Origin of the sequence: Glacieibacterium arshaanense (assembly GCF_004681125.1) — a bacterium.
In the GTDB taxonomy this organism is placed as follows: domain Bacteria; phylum Pseudomonadota; class Alphaproteobacteria; order Sphingomonadales; family Sphingomonadaceae; genus Polymorphobacter_A; species Polymorphobacter_A arshaanense.
On the sequence record NZ_SIHO01000001.1, the window covers coordinates 578,480 to 601,567 of the forward strand.

Annotated in this window: 21 protein-coding genes, 1 tRNA gene, 1 other RNA gene and 1 pseudogene; 7 read left to right on the top strand and 17 right to left on the bottom strand. The window is 64.9% G+C overall.

Translation table 11 applies throughout. From position 1 onward, the window contains the following. Positions 1-8: 8 nt before the first annotated feature. From EUV02_RS02625 to cysD, 3 genes and pseudogenes are all read right to left on the bottom strand, one after another. Complete coding sequence (locus EUV02_RS02625) at positions 9-755, bottom strand: 3'(2'),5'-bisphosphate nucleotidase CysQ (RefSeq protein ID WP_135244660.1); 747 nt, start codon at positions 753-755, stop codon at positions 9-11. Then, positions 752-2,653, bottom strand: a complete 1,902-nt coding sequence (gene cysN / locus EUV02_RS02630) for a sulfate adenylyltransferase subunit CysN (RefSeq protein WP_135244661.1) — start codon at positions 2,651-2,653, stop codon at positions 752-754. The genes EUV02_RS02625 and cysN overlap by 4 nt, the downstream gene beginning before the upstream one ends. After that, positions 2,653-3,570: pseudogene (cysD, locus tag EUV02_RS02635) on the bottom strand (sulfate adenylyltransferase subunit CysD); the annotation flags it as partial. The gene cysN and the pseudogene cysD, both read right to left, overlap by 1 nt. A 220-nt stretch (positions 3,571-3,790) precedes the next feature. Between cysD and EUV02_RS02640 the strand changes: the two are divergent. Next, positions 3,791-5,017 carry an acetyl-CoA acetyltransferase gene (locus tag EUV02_RS02640; protein ID WP_135244663.1) on the top strand — a complete coding sequence of 409 codons (1,227 nt, stop codon included), beginning with the start codon at positions 3,791-3,793 and terminating at the stop codon, positions 5,015-5,017. Next, a complete protein-coding gene (locus EUV02_RS02645) occupies positions 5,014-5,442 on the top strand; it encodes a nuclear transport factor 2 family protein (RefSeq protein WP_135244664.1) in 429 nt (142 codons plus the stop codon). Before EUV02_RS02640 ends, EUV02_RS02645 begins: the two co-directional genes overlap by 4 nt. 26 nt (positions 5,443-5,468) lie before the next feature. Here the strand turns inward: EUV02_RS02645 and EUV02_RS02650 are convergent, their stop codons facing one another. Then, on the bottom strand, positions 5,469-6,137 hold the full coding sequence (locus EUV02_RS02650) for a lambda-exonuclease family protein (RefSeq protein WP_135244665.1): 669 nt from the start codon (positions 6,135-6,137) through the stop codon (positions 5,469-5,471). Beyond that, entirely contained in the window at positions 6,137-6,799 is a 663-nt protein-coding gene (locus EUV02_RS02655; protein WP_135245345.1) for a uracil-DNA glycosylase, read from the bottom strand. Before EUV02_RS02655 ends, EUV02_RS02650 begins: the two co-directional genes overlap by 1 nt. A 26-nt stretch (positions 6,800-6,825) precedes the next feature. On the opposite strand from EUV02_RS02655, the gene folK reads away from it, so the two are divergent. From folK to EUV02_RS02670, 3 genes are all read left to right on the top strand, one after another. Further along, positions 6,826-7,347: a 2-amino-4-hydroxy-6-hydroxymethyldihydropteridine diphosphokinase gene (folK, locus tag EUV02_RS02660; RefSeq protein WP_135244666.1), complete on the top strand. Its 522-nt coding sequence runs from the start codon at positions 6,826-6,828 to the stop codon at positions 7,345-7,347. Between the two features lie 39 nt (positions 7,348-7,386). After that, positions 7,387-7,462, top strand: a tRNA-Lys gene (locus tag EUV02_RS02665). 137 nt (positions 7,463-7,599) lie between these two features. Next, entirely contained in the window at positions 7,600-8,319 is a 720-nt protein-coding gene (locus EUV02_RS02670) for a PEPxxWA-CTERM sorting domain-containing protein (RefSeq protein ID WP_243445737.1), read from the top strand. A gap of 195 nt (positions 8,320-8,514) precedes the next feature. On the opposite strand, the gene EUV02_RS02675 is transcribed toward EUV02_RS02670, so the two are convergent. From EUV02_RS02675 to ffs, 3 genes are all read right to left on the bottom strand, one after another. Then, positions 8,515-8,832 (bottom strand): YbaB/EbfC family nucleoid-associated protein, encoded by a 318-nt coding sequence (locus EUV02_RS02675; RefSeq protein ID WP_135244667.1) that lies wholly within the window; start codon positions 8,830-8,832, stop codon positions 8,515-8,517. Continuing rightward, positions 8,816-10,558 carry a DNA polymerase III subunit gamma/tau gene (locus EUV02_RS02680; protein WP_135244668.1) on the bottom strand — a complete coding sequence of 581 codons (1,743 nt, stop codon included), beginning with the start codon at positions 10,556-10,558 and terminating at the stop codon, positions 8,816-8,818. The genes EUV02_RS02675 and EUV02_RS02680 overlap by 17 nt, the downstream gene beginning before the upstream one ends. 59 nt (positions 10,559-10,617) lie before the next feature. Then, positions 10,618-10,714, bottom strand: an RNA gene (gene ffs, locus EUV02_RS02685) — signal recognition particle sRNA small type. 80 nt (positions 10,715-10,794) lie between these two features. On the opposite strand from ffs, the gene EUV02_RS02690 reads away from it, so the two are divergent. Further along, the gene (locus tag EUV02_RS02690) at positions 10,795-11,730 is read left to right on the top strand and encodes a bifunctional riboflavin kinase/FAD synthetase (RefSeq protein WP_135244669.1); all 936 of its coding nucleotides are present in this window, start codon (positions 10,795-10,797) and stop codon (positions 11,728-11,730) included. A 157-nt stretch (positions 11,731-11,887) separates the two neighbouring features. On the opposite strand, the gene EUV02_RS02695 is transcribed toward EUV02_RS02690, so the two are convergent. From EUV02_RS02695 to EUV02_RS02715, 5 genes are all read right to left on the bottom strand, one after another. Then, the gene (locus tag EUV02_RS02695; RefSeq protein WP_135244670.1) at positions 11,888-12,268 is read right to left on the bottom strand and encodes a limonene-1,2-epoxide hydrolase family protein; all 381 of its coding nucleotides are present in this window, start codon (positions 12,266-12,268) and stop codon (positions 11,888-11,890) included. 574 nt (positions 12,269-12,842) lie between these two features. Then, entirely contained in the window at positions 12,843-13,457 is a 615-nt protein-coding gene (locus EUV02_RS02700) for a glutathione S-transferase family protein (RefSeq protein ID WP_135244671.1), read from the bottom strand. Next, complete coding sequence (locus EUV02_RS02705) at positions 13,454-14,323, bottom strand: TauD/TfdA dioxygenase family protein (protein ID WP_135244672.1); 870 nt, start codon at positions 14,321-14,323, stop codon at positions 13,454-13,456. Before EUV02_RS02705 ends, EUV02_RS02700 begins: the two co-directional genes overlap by 4 nt. 10 nt (positions 14,324-14,333) lie before the next feature. Next, positions 14,334-15,443 carry a YeiH family protein gene (locus tag EUV02_RS02710; protein WP_135244673.1) on the bottom strand — a complete coding sequence of 370 codons (1,110 nt, stop codon included), beginning with the start codon at positions 15,441-15,443 and terminating at the stop codon, positions 14,334-14,336. A 20-nt stretch (positions 15,444-15,463) separates the two neighbouring features. After that, entirely contained in the window at positions 15,464-17,251 is a 1,788-nt protein-coding gene (locus EUV02_RS02715) for a flavin-containing monooxygenase (RefSeq protein ID WP_135244674.1), read from the bottom strand. A 162-nt stretch (positions 17,252-17,413) separates the two neighbouring features. Here EUV02_RS02715 and EUV02_RS02720 point away from each other — a divergent pair, with 162 nt between their 5' ends. Further along, the gene (locus tag EUV02_RS02720; RefSeq protein ID WP_207790095.1) at positions 17,414-18,760 is read left to right on the top strand and encodes an amidohydrolase; all 1,347 of its coding nucleotides are present in this window, start codon (positions 17,414-17,416) and stop codon (positions 18,758-18,760) included. 267 nt (positions 18,761-19,027) lie between these two features. Here EUV02_RS02720 and EUV02_RS02725 read toward each other — a convergent pair whose 3' ends face one another. The 4 genes from EUV02_RS02725 to EUV02_RS02740 all read right to left on the bottom strand — a co-directional run bounded on the left by EUV02_RS02725 (position 19,028) and on the right by EUV02_RS02740 (position 23,067). Beyond that, positions 19,028-19,432, bottom strand: coding sequence for a hypothetical protein (locus EUV02_RS02725; RefSeq protein ID WP_166430471.1), 405 nt, complete (start codon positions 19,430-19,432; stop codon positions 19,028-19,030). A 313-nt stretch (positions 19,433-19,745) separates the two neighbouring features. Next, the gene (locus EUV02_RS02730) at positions 19,746-20,657 is read right to left on the bottom strand and encodes a glutathione S-transferase family protein (protein WP_135244676.1); all 912 of its coding nucleotides are present in this window, start codon (positions 20,655-20,657) and stop codon (positions 19,746-19,748) included. Positions 20,658-20,697: 40 nt separating this feature from the next. Next, a complete protein-coding gene (locus tag EUV02_RS02735; RefSeq protein WP_135244677.1) occupies positions 20,698-21,897 on the bottom strand; it encodes an acyl-CoA dehydrogenase family protein in 1,200 nt (399 codons plus the stop codon). Between the two features lie 15 nt (positions 21,898-21,912). Further along, positions 21,913-23,067 (bottom strand): acyl-CoA dehydrogenase family protein, encoded by a 1,155-nt coding sequence (locus tag EUV02_RS02740; RefSeq protein ID WP_135244678.1) that lies wholly within the window; start codon positions 23,065-23,067, stop codon positions 21,913-21,915. Positions 23,068-23,088: the final 21 nt, after the last annotated feature.

Here is a 23,088-nt window from a genome sequence, read left to right on the forward strand (position 1 = left end):
CCGGGGGTTCACGCCGCAGCGGGCATTTCGCGGACCAGACGCAGCACCTGCTCGCCCCATTCGGCGCGGCAGATCAGCAGGTCAGGCAGGTAGACGTTGCGCTGGTTGTAGACGAGCGGGCTGCCGTCGATACGGCTGACGTGCAGGCCATGCGCAGCAGCGACCGCGACCGGCGCACAGCTGTCCCATTCATATTGCCCGCCAGTGTGGAGATAGATTTCGGCCTCGCCGCGCACCACCGCCATCGCCTTGGCGCCCGCCGAGCCCATCGCCACGAGCTCGCCGCCCAGCGCTTCGGCGACCGCCAATGCCTCGCGCGGCGGTCGCGAGCGGCTGACCAGCATCCGTGGCGGGTGCATCGCGACGGGTAGCAGCGCCGGCTGGTCGGAGCGCAGCACGAGGCCCAGCGCCGGCAGCGCCACCGCGCCGATGGACGGCACGCCGTCGATGGCGAGCGCGACATGCACCGCCCAGTCGGTGCGGCCCTCGCCATATTCGCGCGTGCCGTCGACGGGGTCGATGATCCAGACGCGCGACTTGCCGAGGCGTTCGTTGGTGTCCTTGCTCTCTTCGGACAGCAGCCCGTCATCGGGGCGCTGTTCACGGATGGCGTGGATGAGGAACTGGTTGGCGGTCTGGTCGCCGGCCTTGCCGAGCGATTTCAGCGACAGCAACCCGCAGTCGCGCACCTGCAGCAGCAATTGCCCGGCGACCGTCGCCAGTTGCGCCGCGAGTTCAGCGTCGGTCATACTCATCCCAGCAGCCTTTCGACGATCAGGTCGGCGGCCGCATCGGGGGTCATCGTTGTGGTGTCGATGCGGATTTCGGGGTTGGCGGGGGCTTCATACGGGCTGTCGATGCCGGTGAAGTTCTTGAGCTGACCGCTGCGGGCTTTCTTGTAGAGACCCTTGACGTCGCGGGCTTCGGCGTCGGCCAATGGCGTATCGACGAAGATCTCGATGAACTCGCCGTCGGGGACCATCGCGCGCACCATTTCACGCTCGGCACGGAACGGCGAAATGAACGCGGTGATGACGATCAGCCCGGCTTCGGTCATCAGCTTGGCGACCTCGCCGACGCGGCGGATGTTTTCGATGCGGTCGGCCTCGGCAAACCCCAGGTCCTTGTTGAGCCCGTGGCGGACATTGTCGCCGTCGAGCAGGAAGGTGTGGCGGTTCATGTGGTGCAGCTTTTTCTCGACGAGATTGGCAATCGTCGATTTGCCCGACCCCGACAGTCCGGTGAACCACAGCACTGCAGGCTTCTGGTTCTTCAGATTGGCGTGCATGTCGCGGGTGATATCTACCGTCTGCCAATGGACATTCTGCGCGCGGCGAAGGCTGAAGTTGAGCATGCCGGCAGCAACGGTGCCGTTGGTGATCTTGTCGATCAGGATGAAGCCGCCGAGCGCATGGTTATCGGCATAAGGTTCGAACACGATCGGTTTGTCGGTGGCGATTTCGGCGACGCCGATGGCGTTGAGGTCGAAGGTCTTCGCCGCCAGATGTTCCATGGTGTTGACGTTGACCTGATACTTCGGCGCCTGCACCGTCGCCGACACCAGCTGCGTGCCGAGCTTGAGCCAATAGGCCCGACCGGGGATCATCGGCTCGTCGGCCATCCAGACAACGGTGGCTTCGAACTGGTTGGCGACCTGCGGCGGATTATCGGCAATGCTGATGACATCGCCGCGCGAGCAATCGACTTCATCGGCAAAGCACAAGGTCACCGACTGGCCGGCTACGGCCTCGGCGAGGTCGCCGTCCTGCGTGACGATGCGCGAAATGGTCGAGGTCTTGCCCGACGGCAGCACGCGGATGGCATCGCCGGACTTGAGCGTACCGGTGGCAATCTGGCCCGAGAAACCGCGGAAATCGAGGTTGGGGCGGTTGACCCATTGCACTGCCATGCGGAACGGCTGGCCCTGCGCCGCGGTCACATCGAGCTCGACGGTTTCGAGGTGCTCGATCAGCGGCTTGCCCATGTACCACGGCATGTTGGGCGAGAGCGTGGTGATGTTGTCGCCCTTGAACCCCGAAATCGGCATTGCGGTAAATTCGGTGATGCCGATCGAGCGCGCGAACGCGGTGTAGTCGGCGACGATGGCGTCATATTGCGCCTGATCATAGTCGATCAGGTCCATCTTGTTGACCGCGAGCACGATGTTGCGGATGCCGATCAGGTGCGCGAGGTAGCTGTGGCGCCGCGTCTGGACGAGCACGCCCTTGCGCGCGTCGATCAGGATAACCGCGAGGTCGGCGGTCGAGGCACCAGTGACCATGTTGCGGGTATATTGTTCGTGGCCGGGGGTGTCGGCGACGATGAACTTGCGCTTTTCGGTGGCGAAAAACCGGTAGGCGACATCGATGGTGATGCCCTGTTCGCGCTCGGCCGCCAGCCCGTCCACCAGCAGCGCGAAATCGATGTCCTGGCCCTGCGTGCCCATCTTTTTGGAATCGGCTTCGAGGCTGGCGAGCTGGTCTTCGAAGATCATCTTCGAATCGTAGAGCAGCCGGCCGATCAGCGTCGATTTGCCATCATCGACCGAGCCGCAGGTAATGAAGCGCAGCAGCGACTTGTGCTGGTGCGTTTGAAGATAGGTGTCGATGTCCGAGGCGATCAGATCGTCGGTTTTGTAGATAACATCCGACATTAGAAATATCCCTCGGCCTTCTTCTTTTCCATGGATGCCGCCTGGTCATGGTCGATGACGCGGCCCTGGCGCTCGGAGGTGGTCGTCAGCAGCATTTCCTGGATGACCTCAGGCAAGGTCTTGGCGTCGCTCTCGACCGCACCGGTCAGCGGGAAGCAGCCAAGCGTCCGAAAGCGGATCGAGCGTTCGATCACATCAAGCTTGCGCCCCAGCACTTTTTCGACCCGGTCGATATCGTCGGCCATGAACAGCCCGCCCTCCCATTCGTAGGTTGGGCGCGGGGCAGAAAAGTAGAGTGGCACGATTTCGATGTTTTCGAGGTGGATGTATTGCCAGATATCGAGCTCGGTCCAGTTCGAGATCGGGAAGACACGGATACTCTCGCCCTTGGCTTTCTTGGCGTTGTAGAGATTCCACAATTCAGGGCGCTGCGCCTTGGGGTTCCAGCCGTGCGCGGCCGAGCGGAAGCTGAAGATGCGTTCCTTGGCGCGCGACTTTTCCTCGTCGCGGCGGGCGCCGCCGAACGCCACGTCGAAGCCGTATTTGTCGAGTGCCTGCTTGAGCCCTTCGGTCTTCCACATGTCGGTGTGCAGGCTGCCGTGGTCGAACGGGTTGATGCCACGCGCGATGGCTTCGGGGTTCTGATAAACCAGCAGTTCCATGCCGGCATCGCGCGCGGCCTTTTCGCGCAGGTCGTACATCGCCTTGAACTTCCACGTCGTATCGACATGGAGCAGCGGGAATGGCGGCGGCGACGGGAAGAACGCCTTCTTCGCCAGATGCAGCATCACCGCGCTGTCCTTGCCGACCGAATAGAGCATCACCGGGCGCTCGGCCTCGGCAACGACCTCGCGCATGATCTGGATGCTCTCGGCCTCCAGCCGTTCGAGGTGGGTCAGGGTTCTGGTCATGACGACGTGGTTCCGGCTCTGGCGGGCAGCAAATTGAACGCGCTACCCGATATGTTCAATCTGCTTGGTGCCTTGGCCTGCCACCCGCGACGGCTCAAGCGAGTTCTTCTTTACCGCCAGTGTATGAACGTTTGCCGGTGCGGGCAAATCCGTGCCGATAGCGGCTTTTGCCAAATCGCCGGCGGCTTGTATAAACAGTGGCAAAGCTTGGGTGGAGGATGCGACAATGGTCTATGTGCTGGGCGGCTGGCAAAGCGATTTCGCGCGCAACTGGGACCGGCAGGGGCTCGATATCGCCGGCGCATTTGCCGAGACGGTGAACGCCGGACTGGAGGCGACGCAGCTTGACGCCGCCGACATCGAGACCGGCCATGTCGGCAATTTCGTCAGCGATCTGTTCGCGCGGCAGGGCCTGCTCGGCGGCTTTTTCGGGCAGGTCGATCCGGCTTTCAACGGCCTGCCGACGTCGCGCCACGAAGCCGCGTGTGCGTCGGGCAGCGTCGCCATCCTCGCCGCCACCGCCGAAATCGAGGCCGGCCGCTACGACCTCGCCTGCGTCGTCGGGCTCGAGCAGATGCGCAACGTGCCGGGGCAGACTGCCGCTGAATATCTGGGGGCCGCGGCGTGGACGGGACACGAATTTGCCGATGCGAAGTTCCTGTGGCCACGGGCGTTTTCCGATCTCGCCGAGGAATATGAGAAGCGCTACGGGCTCAACTACGAGCATCTGATGCGCATCGCCGAAATCAACTTCGGCAACGCCAAGCGCAATCCCAACGCGCAGACACGCGCCTATCAGTTCGGCCCCAAAAGCTTCTCCGCCGATGACGAGGCCAACCCTGTCGTCGAAGGCCGGACGCGCAAGATGGACTGTGGCCAGGTCACCGACGGCAGCGCGGTGGTGTTCCTCGCGTCGGCAGAACGAGCGGCGGCTTACGCGAAAGAACGCGGCATCGCGCTCGAAAGCCTGCCGCGGATCAGCGGCTGGGGCCACCGTTCGGCGCCGATCGAATATGCGCAGAAGATCCGCGATTCGGCGCATGACGCCTATGTCTTCCCGCAGGTGCGCCGCGCCATCATGGATGCCCGCGCCCGTGCCGGCGTCGCCGATATCGACCAGATCGACGCGGTCGAGACGCACGACTGCTTCACCTCGACCGAATATATGGCGATCGACCATCTCGGCCTGACCGCGCCCGGCGAAAGCTGGAAGGCGGTCGAGGACGGCAGCATCGAAATGGGCGGCCGCCTGCCGATCAACGCCTCGGGCGGGCTGATCGGCACCGGGCATCCCGTCGGCGCCACCGGCATCCGCATGATGCTCGACGCCTACAAGCAGGTCACCGGCACGGCGGGCGACTATCAGGTCGAAGGCGCGCGCCGCGTCCAGACGCTCAACATCGGCGGCTCGACGACCACCACCGTCAGCTTCATCGTCGAGCAGGCCGCATGAGCCGCTACGAACAGTTCAGCGCCGTGATCGAGGCGTGGAAACGCCGCGACATCGAAGCCGTGCTCGACGCGATGGATGACGACATCGTCTGGCACTATGCCGCCGCGGTAGCCCCGCCGGCGCGCGGCAAGGCCAAGGCGCGCGCCTTCCTCGAACGCTTCAGCGCGACGATCGCCACGATCCGCTGGCGCATCTTCGCGCACGCCGAAACCGCCGACACGCTGTTTGTTGAAGGCGTCGACGAATATGACAATGTGTCGGGCGTCACCGTGCTGGCGCCCTACGCCGGCGTCATCGACTTCAAGGGCGACAAGATCATCGGCTGGCGCGACTATGTCGACCACAGCGTCATCGCCGCGAGCGAGGCGGGCAATGCCCCGTCGAAGCAGGTCACCGAGCTGATCAGCCGCCCAGTGGCGCGCTAGGCGTCCCCCACAATCGGGTGCAGGGCTCAGCCCTGCCCGCCGGAGGCTCTGTGCGCGGCCACGCGTTCCCAGAACGCCGACTCTGCCGCAGTCAGCCGCGCGATATACGCCTCGTCGCGCGGCACGGTGAGCAGCATCGGTTGCTTGCCCGGCAGCCAGACCCAGAAATCGATCGCGTCAAATCCGGTGACCGCCAGGATATGCTGCAGCTGTCCAATATAATAGCCGGGGACGCCGCGGTTGGCTTCGACATGGGCGTAGACCTTTTCGCCGCACTTGATTTCGAGCGCGCGGTTGGTGCGCAGGCACAGTCCGTCGAGGCTGGCGCGCTGCCACGGCCGGTCGCGCGATTGCAGGCAATTGGCGACAAGCTCGGCGCCGACATGGCGGTTGTAAAGGTCCCGTGCATAGGGTTCGAGCGCGGTGCCGCGCGACGCGGCCGATCGGTACCAGCCGCCGGACAACGGCGGCGTGGTCGGCGTCGCGGCGGCGTAGAGGTCGGCGAACGCCGACCGCGGCGGTGCCGGCTGTTCGGGGCCGTGGCGCGACGGCGCAACCTTTTCGGCGAACAGCGCCTTGGCCGACCGCCAAGGGTTTTCACCCATCAGCGCGGGCGCGTCGGACCCGCCGATGCCATTGTGGCGCCAGCGCAACCATGGGATGCTGCCCTGGTCGTGATCGATAATCTCGAACATCAGCGTGCTGCCAGTGCGGCTTCGAATACCGCGTCGAACATTTCGGGGGTCAGGCGGCCGGTGCTGGTGTTGAGCCGCGACGGGTGGAAGCTGTCGATCAGCGTGACCGCGCCGAAGCGCTGGCCGTGCAGGCGGTGGACATTGCCGTGGCCGAACGGCGCCTTGGGCAGCTTGCCGCCGCAGGCCTTGACCGCCGACTGGTGCGCGATCTCCCCGAGCGCGACCACCACTTGAAGATTGGCCAGCCCCGCTAGCTGCGCGGCGAGGAACGGCCGGCAGGCGTGGATTTCGGCGCTGCCGGGCTTGTTGCCGGGCGGCACGCAGCGCAGCGCGTTGGTGATGAACACGCCGTGCAGTTCGAGCCCGTCGTCGGCGGCACCGGCATAGGCGCCGTTGCTTAGCCCGAACTTCGCTAGCGTCGCGTGGAGCAGGTCGCCCGACGCATCGCCGGTGAACGGCCGGCCGGTGCGGCCCGCGCCGTTCAGCCCCGGCGCCAGCCCGACGACGGCGAGCCAGCCGCCGCTGTCGCCCCAGCCCGGCACGGGGGCGTTGAACGCGTCGGGGTGGGCCGCCGCATTGGCGGCGCGGTAGTCGACCAGCCGCGGGCAGCGGTCGCAGTCGCGCGGCGGGTCAGCAGGAAAGGGTTCGGCGGTGGCGTCCATGACGATAACGCTGTAGGGCGCTGGCGATGAAATCCGCAATGGTTCTTGTCGCACTGGGGTCGAACAAGCCGCATGGCCGCTACGGGCCGCCAAGCCGCGTGCTGGTTGCGACGATGGCGGCGCTCGACAGCCACGGCATCAAGCTGGTGGCGCGGTCGCGGATTCGCACGACCGATCCGGTCGGTCCGTCGTCGCGCAGCTATGCCAATGCCGCGGTCGTCGTGAAGACCAAGCTGTCGCTGCCCGACCTGCTGCGCCGATTCAAGGCGCTTGAGGCGCAGTTCGGCAAGCGTCGTGGCCAGCGCTGGGGCGCGCGCACGCTCGACCTTGATATCATTGGTGCCGGTGACGCGGTGGTGCCGTCGCGGCTGCGGTGGCGGGCGGCGGTACACGGGCTGATCGTCCCGCACCCCAGGCTCGCCGGACGGCGCTTCGTGCTCGACCCGTGCGTCGAAATCGCCCCCGATTGGCGGCATCCGGTGCTCAACCTTACCGTCAGGCAGTTGCATGCGCGCGCACACCGCCCTAAAGGCATTGCCGACGGCTGACACGCAGCCGCAATGCTCCGCAGGCAAATGCCGGGATTGGAGCCCTTAGCTCAATCGGTAGAGCAACTGACTTTTAATCAGTAGGTCGCGGGTTCGAATCCCGCAGGGCTCACCATCCCGTTGCGGGTGGCACAGAACAATGTCGCCAGATATTTGACCCTAGGATTCGCCGAAATGGACGATTGAGTGGGGTTGCCACTGCGCTATATGCGCGCTTATAAACGGCTTTTAGTTGTTAGTTGCGGGGATTAAATGCTTAACAAATCGACTATTGCCGGCGCCATCGGAGCACTGCTCTTTGCCGCCATGCCAGCGTCAGCGGTCGTCAAGATCGCCACCTATACTGGCACATTTTACGACGGCTATGATACCACGGGTGTGTTCGGGACTGCGAATACCGGCTTGGCCGGTGTTGGTTACGTCGTTACATTTACATACGATCCATCACTTGGCATTCGCTCGACCGTAGCTGGTTACAGTGATTCTAGCCGTGGGGGCGTAGGCTTTGGGTATCCCGGCAAATCGCCTGTGATAACATCTGCAATTACAGTCAACGGGACCACTAAATTACTCGCGGGTGGGTATCTTGGCCTCGTCCAGACAAGCGTGAACGGCATAAAACATGCGGCGGAATATTCATATAACGATGGCGTAGATTACGCCTTCAAACAAATTTCGATATATAATTATCCGGTTGGCGCGCCTACTTCGCTCGATCAGAATTTCGGACCTGTCGCTGCAACTGGCGGGTGGGGCTCGTTCGCTTGGTATCAAACTAAAGTTAACCCTGGCGCGGGCCCTGCCACGGACAGCGCTTACGCAGATTTCAACTATGACACAGTTTATTCGGTGAGCGACCTGCTGCCGTCAGGCGGCGTTCCGGAGCCCGCCAACTGGGCACTAATGGTTGCTGGCTTAGGTATGATCGGCGGTGCGATGCGTCGCCGTGCCGCTATCGCCGCTTCCGCTTAAATCCGCGATAAAGATACAGCCAAGGGCCGGTTCAGCAACGTTCCGGCCCATTTGCGCGCCATCCGGCCAAAGCCGTCGCGTCCTATGCGTCAGGCAATGCCCTAGGCAGCATCGACGTTGACGCCGACATTGCTATGGCTCGACAATACCTGTCAAACCACGCGTGCACAAACTGATCCAGTATGAATGCGGTGCTTAAAATTTGAACCCAGGCGGCAGCGGCATACCTGCGGTCAGCTTTACCATCTCCGCCGTGCCCACCGCATCGGCCTTGGCGCGCGCGTCATTGAACGCTGCGACCAACAGGTCCTCGAGCATGTCCTTGTCGTTCGGGTTGAGCAGCGACGGATCGATATCGAGGCCGAGGATGCGGCCCTTGGCGGTAGCGCGGACCTTGACCATGCCGCCGCCGCTGGCGCCTTCGACTTCAAGCGTGTCGAGCTTGGCCTGCGCCTTGGCCATTTCGGCCTGGACGCCTTGCGCGGCCTTCATGATGTCATCGATATTGGGCATCGTTTTCGCTCCCTAAGTCTGTGGCCGGCACATCAGCAGCCGGCGCTTCAATATCAATCAGTTCGGCGCCCGGAAACACCGCGAATATCGCCTGCACCGCAGGGTCGGCGAGCACGGCGGCGCGCGTCGCAGCTTCGGCGGCAATGCCCTGGTCGAGCAGCGTCGGCGCCGCGTCATGGTCGGCGGCGCGCGCCAGCGTTACCGTCCAGCGCTCGCCGGTCCATAGCGACAGGCACGCCATGATGCGCGCGGCAAAGTCGGTCGGCAGCTGCTCGGACGCGGTGACCGTCAGCGACGGCGGCGTATAATCGACCACGCGTACTTCGTCGTGCAGCAGATGCGCCAGTCGCGGCTCGCGCCGGTCTTCGAAGAGTTGCACCAGTGCTGCGAAATCTGCGGGGGCGGGGACGAGCGCCACCGGTTCGGGCGTTCGCAGGTTGCGCACCTGCGCCACGGGTTCTTCGGGAGCAAAGTCGCGTTCGCCGGGGCCGGGATCACCGTGATCGGCGGTTTCGCGCGGCGGGGTGGCAATACCGCGCTCGGTGAGCTTGCGGACCAGTTCGCCGGGGTCGGGCAGGCTGCTGGCGTGGATCAGTCGCAGCAGCGCCATTTCGGCCGCTTGCGCTGGCACGGGGGCACTCTGCACCTCGGCCAGCCCCTTGAGCAGCAGCTGCCACAGCCGGTGCAACGCGCTGAAGTCGAGCCGCGCCGCCCAGTCGGACACCGCGGCGCGTTCTTCGTCACTCAGCGCCGGATCGGTGGCGCCCGCGACCTTGGCGCGGGTGATGGTGTGGACGAGTTCGAGCAGTTCGCCGAGCAGCTGCGCCGGATCGGTGCCGAGGTCATGGCTGTCGGCGAACGCCTTGAGTGCGCCGGCACCATCGCCCGCCAACAGCAGCGCCATAAGCGCGCGCACCATGCCGCGGTCGGACAGCCCGAGCATGTCGCGCACCGCCTGCGCACTGACATTGCCGGCGCCGTGCGCGATCGCCTGGTCGAGAATCGACAGCCCATCGCGCACCGAGCCCTCGGCGGCGCGCGCGATCAGCGCCAGCGCCTCGGGTTCGGCGGTGACGTTTTCGAGGCTAGCGATGCGGCCGAAATGGTCGGCGAGCATCTCGGCGGGGATGCGCCGCAAGTCGAAGCGCTGGCAGCGCGACAGGATCGTCACCGGCACCTTCTGGACTTCGGTGGTGGCGAAGATGAACTTCACATGCGGTGGCGGTTCCTCGAGCGTCTTGAGCAACGCATTGAAGGCGTTCTTCGACAGCATGTGGACTTCGTCGATGATGTAGATCTTGAAGCGCGCCGATACGGTGGCGTAGCGCACCGCCTCGATGATTTCGCGGACGTCATCGACGCCGGTGTTCGACGCGGCGTCCATCTCGACGACATCGATGTGGCGGCCGGCGGCGATCGCTTCGCAGGCGTCGCAGACGCCGCACGGGCTGATCGTCGGGCCACCCTGGCCGTCGGGGCCGGTGCAATTGAGGGCCTTGGCGATGATGCGCGCGGTCGAGGTCTTGCCGACGCCGCGGACGCCGGTCAGCAGCCAGGCTTGGGCGATCTGCTGGCGGGCAATGGCGTTGCCGAGCGTGCGGACCATCGCGTCCTGCCCGAGCAGGCTGTCGAAGTTCGACGGGCGGTACTTGCGCGCCAGCACGCGATACGCCGGCGCCGGGGCGATTTCGGGAATTTCGTCGGCGGGAAACAGCGCATCATCCATGGCGACAGCGATACGCCGTCGACCAGAGTCGCTGCAAGCGGATTGGGCAAGCGATGTTAGAGGTGGGAGCCGGGAACGACCCAGAACGAATTCGTTACGGCTGCTTCCTTCCGGACCTGACCGGGTTGGCGAGTGCTCTGCCCGCCCGACTCCCGCGCCGCATATGGTTCAACTGGCGGCAAGATGCAAGGATACAGCGCTTGGCGCGTGCCGGAAGCGCGGCTATGTAGCCTGTAATGCACGTGTATTCCTCTGGCGAAAGTGTCGCTTCCGCCATGCGCGGCGGTGTCGTTGCGCTCGGTAACTTCGATGGATTCCATGCCGGCCACCAGGCGGTTGTCGGTCGCGCACTGGCGCGTGCGCGCGCCGAGGGCCGCCCGGCGCTGGTCGCGACGTTCGACCCGCATCCCGCCAGGCTGTTCCGCCCTGATGCGCCGCCATTCGCGCTGACCCGGCTCGACCAGAAGCTCGAACTGTTCGCGAACTTCGGCATCGATGCGACGGTGGTCATCCCGTTCAACGCGGCGCTGGCGGCATTGACCGCCGAGCAGTTTGTCGCCGATTGGCTGCACGCGCGCATCGGTGCGGGTGTGGCGGTGTCCGGTGCCGACTTCACCTTCGGCACCAGGCGCAGCGGCAACACCGCGCTGCTCGCCGAACTGGGGCAGGGGCATGGGTTCGCCGCCGAAGTCGTCCATGCCGTCAGCGACGGCGGCGGAGTCATCTCCTCGACGCGCATCCGCGAGGCGCTGCGTGGCGGCGAGGTCGCAGCGGCGACGGCACTGCTGACGCGGCCGTTTGCGATCCGCGGCGAGGTGCAGCACGGCGCCAAGCTCGGCCGCACGCTCGGCTTCCCGACCGCCAATCTGGTGCTCGGCGCCTATCTGCGGCCGCGCTTCGGCGTCTATGCGGTGCGTGCGCGGCTGGCCGATGGCAGTGTGATCGGCGGTGTCGCCAACCTCGGCATCCGACCGATGATCGAACCACCGGTCGAATTGCTCGAAACCTTCCTGTTCGACTGGGCGGGCGATTTGTACGGCCAGACCATCGATATCGAGCTGGTCGAATTCTTGCGCCCTGAATGGAAGCTCGATGGCCTCGACGCGCTTAAGGCGCAGATCGCCGTCGACAGCGACAACGCCCGCGCGGCGCTGGCGCGCGCGGCGGACTGAGCCAGGTCTCAGGCGCGAAAGGGCCTCCGGCGGGCAGGCCGCGGGCCTGCACCAATTGTTTGCGGGCTTGCAACCATGGCCAGCGTCGCGTCTGATAGCACCGTCCCGAACTTACGGTGCAGGCCTGAGGCCTGCCCGCCGGAGGCCCTTCAAGGCGTTATGCCGTCGGCCACTTGCCCATGATGGTGGCGAGGTCGAAATAGTCGCGCCACACGGTGATCTTGCCGTTTTCGACTTCGTAGACGCCGTTCACCGGCAGCTCGACCCAGCCGGTCGCCAGCCGGTGGCGGTCGAGGCGTTCGAGGAACACCGTGTTGCCGACCGCCGCCTCGCGCAGCACGCGGAACTCGTTTTCGAGTGTCGGCGCAAAGAACGGTTCGAGCACCGCGCGGACGCCTGCCGGGCCGGTCACCGTCCCCATCGGCATGTTGGTGTATTCACAATTGGCGGCGATCAACTTGACCGCATTGTCATAGTCGAGCGGCTCCATAAGCTTCATGAATGCCTTGACGGTTTCGAGCGGCGACAGTGTGGACATGGCGGTCTCCAGTTTATGTAGCACATGCTACATATTTGAAGCGCGCCGGCACGTCAATGTCTGAACCACAGCCACGACGAATTTCCGCCCAGCGGTTATCCCCGCCCGGTCCATCGTCCTTGGGTACTGCCCCCCACCGCCACGGTGGAGATAATCCTCTTCCCGATGACGGCGTCCTTGGGAGGGTTGCTTGGTCATCGGGAAGAGGCAGGCATTGTGACGCTGATCGGGATAGCCGGGTTGCGGAGGACGTTTTTGCGGTTTCTTAGGCCGCTAGCACTAGGGTCAGCACTGGTTTCAGTACAAAGTTTAGCACTAGGGTAGAGGTGTCCTCCTTGGAACACTTGGAGCTGAAGTTCCCGATCTAACAGAGCGCGGGGCTGAAAAGCGCGGCGGTGAGACGTCACGCCAGGGTACGCAAGTGGCGATCGTGAGCCCGGACAGGTTGGACGAGGAACTCCCATTCCCCGTCGCCTTGAGAGTATTACTAACCGATTCGGTTCGTTATGTCAAGTGAAATCGCGCATTCGTCCCTGCCGCCCAAAGGGTCGAGGGCTCAGTAAGACGCAGCCGCTTACGCAGTGGCGCTTGGCCGCGCGCTGACGCGCGCGTGCCAGGCGCGCAGATTGGCGGCGTCTTCGGGCATAGCGATGCCGATGAAGCCGGCGAAGTCGACGGTGGTGAGCAGTGCGATATCGGCGACGCTGTAGCTGTCACCGGCGACGAAATCGCGGCCCGCCAGTACGCCGTCGAACCAGCGCAGCGCGTCGATGGCGCGCGGGCGGTTGTCCTCGCCCCAGTCGGTGCGGCGCGGCATCGGCAGCCGTGCGGTCAGCGGGTGGGTGTGGACCCAGACCGCGCCGACCGGCGGCATCAGCACCATTTCGACGCGGCGCAGCCACATGTCGATGGTGGCGATTTCGAGCGCACCGCGCCCGAACAGCGGCGGATCGGGGTGCAGCGCTTCGAAATAGCGGCAGATCGCAAAGCTCTCGCTGATGACCGTGCCGTCATCGAGCTCGAGCGCCGGCACCTGGCCACGGCCGTTCTTCTCGACAAACTCAGGCGCCTTATGCTCGCGCTTGACCAGCGACAGTTCGGTGATCGGCACCGACAGGCCTTTTTCGGCGAGGTAGATCTTGACGCGGCGCGGATTGGGGGCGGGGTTCGGGGCGCTGTAGAGCATCATGCGGCGGTGGCCTTTCGGGCAGCAATCGGCACTTCGCCGGCGACGGTGGTGCGATGCAGCAGTCGCAGATGGCCGTCATAGCCGCCTTCGGCAAAGTGCAGCATGCGGCGGTTGTCCCAGATCAGCAGCGTGTCGGGCGACCATTTGTGGCGGTAGATGAATTGCGGCTGGGTGATGTGCTTGAACAGGAAACCGAGGATGGCATAGCCCTCGTCCTGCGTCATGCCTTCGAGTCCGATGGTGTAGGTCGGCGAGCAGAACAGCGCCTTCTTGCCGGTCACCGGATGGACGCGCACCAGCGGGTGGAGCTGCGTGGATTCGGCCGCCTCGCCGGTGATGATCTGCATCGTGCGGGTGCCGGTTTCCTTGGCATAGGCGCCGTTGCGGCCATAGGGCAGCTTGGCCGAATGGACGGCGTTGAGGTTTTCGCACAGCGCCTGCATTGCCGGTGACAGCGCCGCAAAAGCCGCGGTGCAATCGGCGAACAGCGTGTCGCCGCCTACCGGCGGGATGACCTTCGAATGCAGGATGGTGGCGGCGGGCGGGGTGGCCTGAAAGCTCCAGTCCGAATGCCAGCCGCTGCCGAAATTGGGCGCGGTTTCGTGCGGCTCGCGGCGCAGTTCAAGGATGTGCGCATGGCCCGCCATCGGCTTGACGAACGGGTCTTCGCCGAAATTGCCGAGTGAAAGCGTGAACGCCTCTTGCTGATCAAGGCTTAGCGGCTGGTCGGGGAAGGCCAGCACGCCATGCGCGGCCCAGGCGGCGAGGACTTCGGCCTTGGTTGCAGCATTGAGCGGCTTCGACAGGTTGAGCCCGGTGACATGGGCGCCAAACCCCGACGGTTGCGGTGTGACATTGATCGGCATGAACGCCTCCTTACACCAGAGATTTGACAGCGATCAGCACGAGCGTGCCGATCCACAGCGTTTCGGCGACCATCAGCCCGACGGGCTTCCAGCCGACCGCCGCGAGCGCCTTGAAGCTGGTTTTCATGCCGAGCGCCGAAATCGCGGTGACCAGGCACCAGCGCGACAGCTCACCGGCGAAATCGGCGACGGGCTTGGGCAGGAAGCCGAGGCTGTTGATGACCACCAGCGCGACAAAGCCGATCAGGAAGGTCGGTAGCTTGGGGGCCGCGCCGGCGTTTGCGGGCGAGCCGCGCCGCACCAGCAGCGCGATCGAAAACACCACCGGCACCAGCATCGCGACACGCAGCAGTTTGACATAGGTCGCGGTGTCGCCGGTTTCGTTCGAAATCGAATAGCCGGCACCGACGACTTGCGCGACGTCGTGGATGGTGCCGCCGATGAAGATGCCGGCCTGAGTGTGGCTGAAGCCCAGCGCCGTCGACAGCAGCGGGTAGACGATCATCGCGATCGTCGACAGCGCCGTCACGGTGACGACGGTCAGGATGGTGTCGCGTTCGCTGTCGCGGGTTTTGGGCAGCACCGACGCGACCGCCAGCGCTGCTGATGCGCCGCAGATCGCCACCGCGCCGCCGGTCAGCACGCCGAAATTGCGGCTGAGGCCGAGGCGTTTGGCGAGCAGCGCGCCGAACAGGATGGTGGTGATGACGCCGGTGACGACGAGCAATATCGGCCACGGCCCGAGGCTCATGATCTGTTCGGCGGTGATGCGCGCGCCGAGCAGGGCGACGCCGACGCGCAATATGGCTTTTGACGAAAATTCGATGCCGGCGATGCACGCGCCTTCTTCGTGAAGGAAGTGGAACGCCATGCCGAGCAGCAGCGCATAGAGCATGACTGGCGCGCTGTAGTGCGTCGACAGCCAGGTCGCGGCGATGCCTATGGTGGCGGCGACGATCAGCCCGGGATAGACGCGGCGCAGCGCGCCTTCGTAGGGGAAACGGTCGGGCTTGACCGGCGCCGCTGGCGCCGGTGGCAGTCCCTCCATGGCGTCGAGCGACGCGAACAGCTGGTGCGCCGCTGCCGTGTCGGTATCGAGATCGGTTATCCGGCCGGCCATGTTTCCCCCTGGTCCGGCCCTCAGTTGAAGGTCAGTCCCTCGAACTTGCCCGATTTGCGCCAGTCATCGATGTAGCTGAAGAACGCCACCGCACCCGCCGGGTGCCCCGCGCCGAACAGCGCCGATTCCTGGTAGCCCTTGCCTTCGTTATTGTAATAGCCCGGCGTACAATCCGGCGCGATGCCGGCCATGCCGCCCGGACTGGTCAACACGAATTCGACCCACTTCTTCTGGGCTTCGGGGAGGACATCGACCTTTTTGGCGCCGGTATCGATGGCGTGGCGGACGATCGTCGCGATGGTTTCGCCGGCATCGGACCAGTTGTGCGGGACATTGACGATGTAGTTCGCGGCCTGCGCGACCTGCACGACGAAGGCGTTGGGGAAGCCGTTGACGTGGAGGCCGTGCAGCGTCCGCATGCCGTCGCTCCAGGCTTCGGACAGCCGCTTGCCGCCGACGCCGGCGATGTCGAACCCGGCGCGGCGCTGGTGGCTGGTGCCGACTTCGAAGCCCGACGCATAGATGATGCAATCGACGTCATAATGCTTGCCGCCGACCCAGAAGCCGGTTTCGTCGATGCGTTCGACGCCCTTGCCGTCGGTGTCGATCAGGTGCGTGTTGGGTTCGTTGAACGCCTGCAGATAGGCGTCGTGGAAGCACGGGCGCTTGCACAGCTGGCGGTACCAGGCCTTTAGCTTCTCGGCGGTTTCCTTGTCTTCGACAATGGCTTCGGCGCGGGCGCGGATTTCGGACATCTTTTCGATATCGGCGTCTTCATAAGCGGCCATCATGCCGGCGGGGTTCATCTGTTCGGGCGGCAGGTTCATGACCTTGGCGCGGATGCGGCGCGTCAGGTCGGTCCAGCCGTCCTTGACCCAATCCTCGGCAGCGCCGCCCATGCCGACATTGCGGGCGAAATTGTCGAGCCAGCGCTTCTGCCAGCCCGGCGTGGCCACGGTCTTGAACCATTCGGGATCGATCGGTTCATTGGCGCGGACGTCGATCGACGACGGCGTGCGCTGCACGACATAGACGGTGCCGCCGGCGCGGGCGAGGTGCGGGACGCACTGCACGGCAGTCGCGCCGGTGCCGATGATGGCGACACGCTTGTCCTTGAGCTTGTCGAGCGGCGCACCGAACGTGTCGCCGCCGGTGTAATCATAATCCCAGCGGCTGGTGTGGAAGCTGTGGCCCTTGAAGGTGTCGATGCCGGGGATGCCGGGCAGCTTGGGGACGTGCAGCGGGCCGGTGCCCATGCCGATATAGTCGGCGGTGAAGCTGTCGCCGCGGTCGGTGGTGATGCGCCAGACGCCCTTGTCTTCCTCCCACACCATGTCGGTGACGCGGGTGTGGAACAGCGCCTTGTCATACAGCCCGAAGGTGCGGCCGATGCGGCGCGACTGTTCGAGGATTTCGGGCGCGTGCGCGTATTTTTCGGTCGGCATGTGGCCGGTTTCTTCAAGCAGCGGCAGATAGATGATCGATGCGGTGTCGCATTGCGCGCCGGGGTAGCGGTTCCAGTACCAGTTGCCGCCGAAGTCGCCGGCCTTGTCGATCAGCCGGACATCGGTGATGCCGGCCTCCGCCAGCCGGGCGCCGACGCACAGCCCGGCAAAGCCGCCGCCGACCATCGCGAAGGTGACGTGGTCGGTGACCGGCGGACGCTCGACACGCGGCGTGTAGGGGTCATCGAGATAGTGCGCGAACTGGCCGGTGGTTTCGAGATACTGGTCGTTGCCATCCTCGCGCAGGCGCTTGTCTCGCTCGGCGCGATACTTTTCCAGAATCGCCGCTTTGTCGGTCGCCATGTCGGTCTCCCCAATATCGTGTTCGCTATTTTCATCCCTGATAGACACATTTGCGCGACGCTGCCAAGCGACCTTGAACGCTGGCGGTGTCGCAGTGTCGTCGCTGGACGCGGGCGGCGGATTTGACGATAGTCCGGGGCAGGATTTTTGGGAGTGGCAGTGATGAAGCGCATGGGTGGCAAGCATATTCTGGTCGCGGCCGCGCTGGCGCTGGCTGCACCTGCGGCGGCGGCCGAGCTGCCGGCGGCGCTGGTCGCCAAGGTCGGTGCCACCGTCGATGCCGATACGGCGCGACTGACGGCGGTCTTCAAGGATTTGCACCAGCACCCCGAACTGGCGTTCACTGAAACCCGCACCGCAGGTATCGTCGCCAAGGAATTGAAAGCGCTGGGTTTTGAGGTCACGACCGGCGTCGGCAAGACCGGCGTGGTCGGCGTGCTCAAGAACGGCGCGGGGCCGACTGTGTGGTTCCGCGCCGACATGGATGCCAACGGCGGCGTCCGCGAAACCACCGGGCTGCCGTGGGCGGCGAAGGGGCCGCAGCGGCTGGCCGACGGCAGCGAAGTCGATGTCATGCACGCCTGCGGCCATGACGGCCATGTCACCTGGCTGCTCGGGCTGGCGAAGGCGATGGTGACGCTTAAAGCGGACTGGTCGGGGACGCTGGTGGTCTATGCGCAGCCCGCCGAGGAAATCGGCATGGGCGCGCAGGCGATGGTCGATGACGGGCTGTGGACGCGCGGCTTCCCCAAGCCCGACTATGCATTGAGCAGCCATGCGGTGCCGGGGCCGGTGGGCTTTGTCGCCAACACTGCCGGCGTGCGCATGGCGGGCACCGACCAGCTCGATATCGTCTTCAAGGGCAAGGGCGGCCATGGCTCGGCGCCCGAGCTGGCGATCGATCCGGTGGTGATGGCAGCGCAGGCGATCCTGTCGTACCAGACGATCATCAGCCGCAATGTCGATCCGCAGTCGGCCGCGGTGCTGACCGTCGGCGCAGTGCAGGCCGGGCGCGACAATAACGTCATTCCGTCAACCGCGACGCTGATGCTCAACCTGCGCTGGCTGCAGAAACCGGTGCGCGAACAGATGCTGACGCGCATCGACGAGATCAACAAGGGCGTGGCGATTGCTGCCGGCATGGGGCCGGACGCGATGCCGACGCGGACAATGAAAGGCACCGCGCCGCCGCTGGTCAATGACGCGAAGCTGGTCGATGCGGTCAATCCGTCGCTGACCGAGCTGCTCGGCGCGGGGAAAGTCATCGGCAACTTCCCCACAGTGATGGGGTCGGAGGACTTCCAGGTGGCGTTCGAACCGCTCGGCACGCCGTATGTGTTCCTGCTGATCGGCATCGCACCGATGGAAAAGTTCGCCGCCGCGCAAAAGGCCGGCCGGGCGTTCCCCTATGCCAACCACAACCCCGACTTCTTCATCGATTTGCCGGCGGTTGCGTTGGGCACCAAGATCGACACCGTCGCGGCACTGGCGCTGCTGGCGCAGAAATAGCCGCGCCGGTGCAACGCGCGGCGCTTTTGCCGCGCGTCGGCGAGGCCGCCGTGCGCCGGGGCGCGAACATGCGACGTTGGGATAATTTTGACTTTGGACGGGGGTGGGAACGTCTGGAATGGGGTGGTAAGCTAACAGGCAGATTTCCGGCTGAAATCAGTTCAACAAACGGGAAATAGGTCACCGCCCATGGTGCAAGGCCCAAACTCTCTTTCAGTAGAAATGACAGGCCCTGTGCGAGGATCGCGGAGAAAAGTATTTGGTTCGTCAGGCTCCCTGCGGTGACCGGCTTCGGTTTGGGCCACAGTAGGTAACCTTTACGCGCTGGATTGAAGGCACATAGTAGCCGTCCACGCGGTCAAACTCCGAGTCATCCAACTCAGGAAAAAGGCGATAAGTTAGGATCTTCTGATCCCCGGGCGCACCTGCATGAACACGCTTCAACGAGAAGTTGATTTTGTCTGTGCTCAGCGCGTCGCTATCGTTCAGTCCGAATGCATATCGCCGATCCCAGAGACTGATATCACTAACACAAGCATCTTGGGAAAGCGTAGCCTCAAGCATCTCTATGATTGTAACAGAAGGCTTACGTTCATCTGCAGCAGCGATTTGAATCGCCATCTGATGACGAGTCACCGGGTCAATATTCTGAGTGGCAGATTGGTCGTTCAATCCAATTAGCAAGGCGGATGAACTGAGCATCACCACAAGACCTAACCCCATGTTCACCCTCATTACCAAGCTGCAGTGAAACCTTATCGGCTATGTAGGAACGTGAACACGCAAAATTGTCGTTTGAATTTCGGTCGGCGGAAACCCGCGCTCCGACAGACCATTTCACGTTGACGGCTACCAGAACGACAAACGCTGATAAGCGTTGCCACCATCGCGAATGTCCGCAACGGGGTCGTTAGCTGACCGGCAGCTAAGGCCCACCCCCGACCCCTCCCTTTCAGGGAGGGGAGCAGAAAGTAAGCCAGCGCGGTCAGCCCGCCGGGGTCAGGTGATAGCCGACGCGCGGGAAGTGGACGTGGACGGTGCCGGTTTCGGCGGAACTGCGCGCGATGATGACGCGGTCGGGGGTGGCAGCGACCAGCGTGCCGGCGACCGGGTCGCGGCCATAGTCATCGGCGGACACATGCACCGCTGCCCCCGGCGACAGGCCGGCAACGTCGTGCGGGTCGTGCGCCGGCGGCGGTGCGGGGGTGGCGGCGCGGGCGATCGCGAGCGCCTCGGCGGGCGCCATTTCAGTGCGCGTGCCATGGCCGAGCGCCTGCATTCGGCCGCGCCACGCCTGCACGCCGTTGAAGCCGGCGAGCAGCGTCGCCGCCACATCGGGCACGGCGAGGCTGAGCCACCAGATGTTCATATAGGCGGCAACATCGCCCAGCGACGGCGTCGCGCCGCCGAGGTAGGGTTGTGCCTTGACGCCCTGTTCGATCCAAGCGGCTTGCGCCCGCCACTGCGCGCGCATGACGCCGGCGCCGGCCTTCATCGCGGCGACATCGAACGGGCGGCCTGACAGTTTTTCGCGGTCGGCCATGAAGTCCGCCGGGGTCTTGTCGCCGAGCGCCGCGAACACTGCAGTGACCGTGGCCTGAAACCACAGCCGGTCGGCCCACAGGTTCACCGCCCAGTCGCCGGGGCGGACGATGGCGGGCGCCGGAAAGCGCGCCTCCAGCTCGGCAATGGCCACCTGGCTATCGCAATAGACATCGGCGCCGATCTGCAGCACCGGGATGCGGCGGTAGCCGCCGGTCAGCGGCGTCAGGTCGGGCTTGGGCATGATGACCGGCTGGATGACCGAGCGCCATGCCAGCCCCTTAATGCCGAAGACCGTGCGGACCTTTTCGGAAAACGGCGACACGTCATACTGGTGCAGGATCAGGTGGGTCATGGCGCGGTTCTCCGGTGGTGTTGCGGTGCGGGCAGGGCGGTTACTTCAGACCCATCGCGGCGCGGGCGACGATGTTGTGCTGCACCTCGCTGCTGCCGCCATAGATCGTGCAGGCGCGCAGGTTGAGGAACTTCGCTACCGGGCGCGCGGCATAGTCGGGGCCGATCGGCGGGATATTGCTCGACAGGTGCAGCGACTGGCGCTGGTCGGCGAGCGCATAGTCGCCGAGCGCTTCGACGCAGAGTTCGGAGGCCGCCTGCTGCAGCGCGGTGCCGCTGAGCTTGAGCATCGACGCGACGATGTCGCCGGGGTTGTTGCCACCAGCCAGCGCAGTCATCACGCGGTGTTCGGTGGCGGCTTGCGCCAGCATGTCAATTTCGAGCTCGGCGGTCTTGCGCTGGAACTGCGGGTCATCCCACAGCGTCGCGCAATCGTCGCCGGGCTGCTGCGCGGCGATCTTCTTCGCGGCCTCCAGCATGCCCTGAGCCGACGGCGCATAGGCGCCGCCGCGTTCGAACTCGAGCAGGTATTTGGCGACATCCCAGCCCTTGTTCTCGTCGCCGATGCGGTTGGCGATGGGGATGCGGGCGTTGTCGTAGAAGGTCTGGTTGAGCTCGTGCTCGCCCGAGATCGAGATGATCGGCCGCACCGAGATCCCCGGCGTCGACATCGGCGCGAGCAGGAAGGTGATGCCCTGCTGCGGCTTGCCTTCGGTCGAGGTCCGCACCAGCAGGAAGATCCAGTTGGCGAAGTGCGCGTGCGTCGTCCAGATTTTCGAGCCGTTGACGAGATAGTCGTCGCCTTCGCGCACCGCCGACGTGCGCAGGCTGGCGAGGTCGGAGCCCGAGCCCGGCTCCGAAAAGCCCTGGCAAAAATACAGCTCGCCCGACAGGATGCCGGGCAGGAAGAAGTCCTTCTGCGCCTGGGTGCCGAACTTCATAACCACCGGCGCAACCATCGCCAGCCCCTGCACCGCGAACGACGGCGTGTTGGCGGCGGTGCATTCGCTCATGAAGATGTGCTTTTGCACGGCGTCCCAGCCGGTGCCGCCGTATTCGACCGGCCATGACGGCGCGCCCCAGCCGCGCGCGTGCAGCGTACGCTGCCACCATTGGCCGAGCTCGGGTTCGGCGAACATGCCGGCCTGGCGCTGGTTGAGCTCGCGCTTCGAGGCGGGGTAGCTGGTGGCGAGAAAGTCGCGGACTTCGTCGCGGAAGGCGTTGTAATCGATGCTGGTCATGGCTGTTTCCCCGTTTCAGGCGGCGATGGCGGCGGGCGCATTGGCGAGCCGCGTGTAGCGCGTGAGGTGATATTCGACGCTGCCGAACTGGCGTTCGATCTCGATGGCGCGCTTGAAGAAGAAGCCGACCGCGAGTTCGTCGGTCATGCCCATGCCGCCGTGCAGCTGGATCGCCTGCTGGCCGATGTAGCGCAGCGACTTGCCGACATAGACCTTGGCGGCCGATACCGCGCGGGCGCGTTCGGCGGGGTCGGCATCGAGCAGCTCGATGGCGCGTGCGGTAATCGACTGTGAGTGTTCCATCGCCACCAGCATGTCGACCATGCGGTGCTGGAGGACCTGGAAGCTGGCAAGCGGCTTGCCGAACTGCTCGCGCTGGCTGGTGTAGGCGAGCGTGTCGCCGTGCAGGCGGCGCATGACGCCATTGGCTTCGGCGCACAGCAGCGCGGTGGCTTCATCGACGACGCGCTCGATCAGCGGCAATGCGGTGCCTTCGGGCACCAGCAGCGCCGACGCCGGCACGGTGACGCCGGTAAAGGTGATGTCCGACGCCGGACCGCCCGAAATGGTGCGATAGTCGCGCCGCGTGATGCCGGGCGAATTGGCGTCGACGACGAACAGCGAGATGCCTTCAGGGTCGCGGTCGCCGCCCGACGTGCGCGCCACGACGATCAGGTGCGTCGCACCGACGGCGCCGAGCACCACGGCCTTCTGGCCATCGATGACATAGTTGGCACCGCGGCATTCGGCGCGCGTTTCGACATGCGCGGGGTTGCTGCGGGCGTTGGGTTCGCCAGCGGCATAGGCGAAGATCGCGGTGCCGGCGATGGCATCGGCGATGAGCTGCGGTGCGGCAGCAGCGGTGCTCGCCTTGAGGAAGCCGCCGGCGATCACCGCCGTCGACAGATAGGGTTCGACCACGAGCGCGCTGCCGAATTCTTCGAGGATCAGCGCATGTTCGGCAGCGCCGCCGCCGAGTCCGCCGGCAGCCTCGGCAAAGCCGGCGCCGAGCAGGCCGAGTTCGCCGGCGAACGCCTGCCAGTGCGGGGCGCTCCAGCCGGCTTCGGAATCGATGATGCGGCGGCGTTCGGCGTCATCATAACGGTCGCGCAGATAGCCGGCGACCGAATCGCGGATCATCCGCTGGTCGTCTGAAAGAGGGGTTTCCATCGTGAAGTTCCTGTCGAACGG